The sequence below is a fragment of the uncultured Lacinutrix sp. genome (genome assembly GCF_947500325.1).
Taxonomy (GTDB): Bacteria; Bacteroidota; Bacteroidia; order Flavobacteriales; family Flavobacteriaceae; genus Lacinutrix.
In genome coordinates this window covers 1-1826 of record NZ_CANMRQ010000050.1, presented here as the reverse complement: position 1 = coordinate 1826, position 1826 = coordinate 1, and the positions used below count along the sequence as shown (strand labels likewise).

The 1826-nt window shown below is 34.0% G+C and carries 3 protein-coding genes; 2 read left to right on the top strand and 1 reads right to left on the bottom strand.

The genetic code is table 11. From position 1 onward, the window contains the following. Nucleotides 1–619 precede the first annotated feature (619 nt). Nucleotides 620–823, bottom strand: coding sequence for a hypothetical protein (locus tag Q0997_RS20085; protein ID WP_069831116.1), 204 nt, complete (start codon nt 821–823; stop codon nt 620–622). A gap of 140 nt (nt 824–963) precedes the next feature. Here Q0997_RS20085 and Q0997_RS20080 point away from each other — a divergent pair, with 140 nt between their 5' ends. Continuing rightward, nucleotides 964–1179, top strand: coding sequence for a helix-turn-helix transcriptional regulator (locus Q0997_RS20080; protein WP_299892477.1), 216 nt, complete (start codon nt 964–966; stop codon nt 1177–1179). Continuing rightward, entirely contained in the window at nt 1176–1685 is a 510-nt protein-coding gene (locus Q0997_RS20075; protein ID WP_299892474.1) for a hypothetical protein, read from the top strand. Before Q0997_RS20080 ends, Q0997_RS20075 begins: the two co-directional genes overlap by 4 nt. Nucleotides 1686–1826: the final 141 nt, after the last annotated feature.

Below are 1826 nucleotides of genomic sequence, written 5' to 3'. Positions count from 1 at the left end.
TAGAAAATGCTTATTTTAGTGCCAAACGAAAGGTCTATGCTTTTTTGCTTGCTGCTGATTTTCCTGCGGAAAATCCTTGCACACAAAACCGCACATTCCATACATCGAACGTTGTATGCAATAGTCCATTTCGATAGGACAATTTTTTCGGAGGAGTGCGCTGGAATGATGGAGTTATCATTCTGATAGGCAGTAACGGACAAATGCTTTGCTAAAAGGATATGCCCAAGTATTTAGCGATGATATCGTGTAGAGTTACACTATCCAAACGCTAGCACGTTATAAAATACTTGATCAAGGTCGCGAAAATTTTTTACAAAGTCAAATTTGAAGCGGAATTGTAGTACGCCTTATCAGAAAGAAAACGGAACCTTAGTCTCCTTCACCGACAGACCATACATGGATATGTATTTTCTATAGATTCGGGTGGCTCCGAAAAAGTTGACGTTAAAATTGTTACCGAAACTGAACTACTGTCCCTTTATTTTTTTAATTTGTGGAAAATTAAATTTAAAAGCATAAAGCACACAACACAATGTATAGTCAATATCTCCCTACGGTCGTTACTAACTATACATCGAACGTTGTATGCCATTGCGGTAAAGCCAGTCGCATTGATTTAAGATTTTGTCTTTCTTCTAGTCGGATACATTACCTGTTGTTTTTTGAATTGACCGATTTCTTCTCTTAACGTCTGATTGATATTGTGAATTAAATCATTTTGAAATTTCATAATTCCTAATAAATCGTGCATTGCGTTTAAATTTTCTAATTGCTTGTAAACAATCTCCTCTAAATCAGCTTTGGTATATCTTTTGCTCATAATCTATATGTATTGAAAAGTATTCTTTAGAATTTCTAAACAAATCTATTTAAAGTCTATCAAATTTCAAAATAAAACTTTAGAAATTCTATATTTTTCTTTTCAAGAGTTAAATTTATCTCAACAAATTCGAAAGATTTATGACTTCTTTAGGACTATACTTAACAAAAAAATCTGTGAATCGAGCAATGGTTTCAAGAAGAACTGGAATTAGTCAAGCAAGGCTATCTCAATTAACTTCAAATGAATCAACCAAGCTAAGAGCAGATGAATTGTATTTAATTGCTCTTGCGATTGATATAGACCCAGGAGAAATGTTCAAAGAAATTTTTGAGGATTTGAAATTGGAAAAATGAGATTTGATTTAGAACCACATATCGGAGCAGGAAAAATAAAACTTGGAATGACGAGAGATGAAACTCGAACAATTCTTGGTGAGCCTGAATACTCATCAGAAAAATCAGCAATGGACTATGGAGATTTTTCAATGCCTGTTCCTGCAAAAGATGGCTACTTCAAAAATGAACTACAGATAACATTTGACGACAACAACAAAGCTGATTTTATTGAATTCTCTGGTAAGGACTCTGAGTTTACTGAAGTCTATCTAAATGAAATTGAAATTTTTAAGACTCCTGCTCAACAATTAATCAAGGAGATATCTGTTTCGACAAATTCTAATTTCGATAATGAAGAAGAGGAAATTCCATATTCATATGTTTTTCCTACCATAGACTTAGCAGTTTGGAGACAAGTAACTCCCGAAATGGATGAACTAACGGAAGAAATCCCTGAATCTGATGAAGGCAAATATTTCTGGACGATTGGAATTGGAATAAAGGGGTATTATAAAAATGAATAAAACGGCATACAACAATTTGTATAGTGCATAGCTTCCTATCGTCAGCTACGACACCATACAAGAGACGTTATGCACAAGTTGACGAAACCGAATGAAAGCGCAAATTGAGAAACATAAAGTGAAAGGAAAAGTTTACGCTTG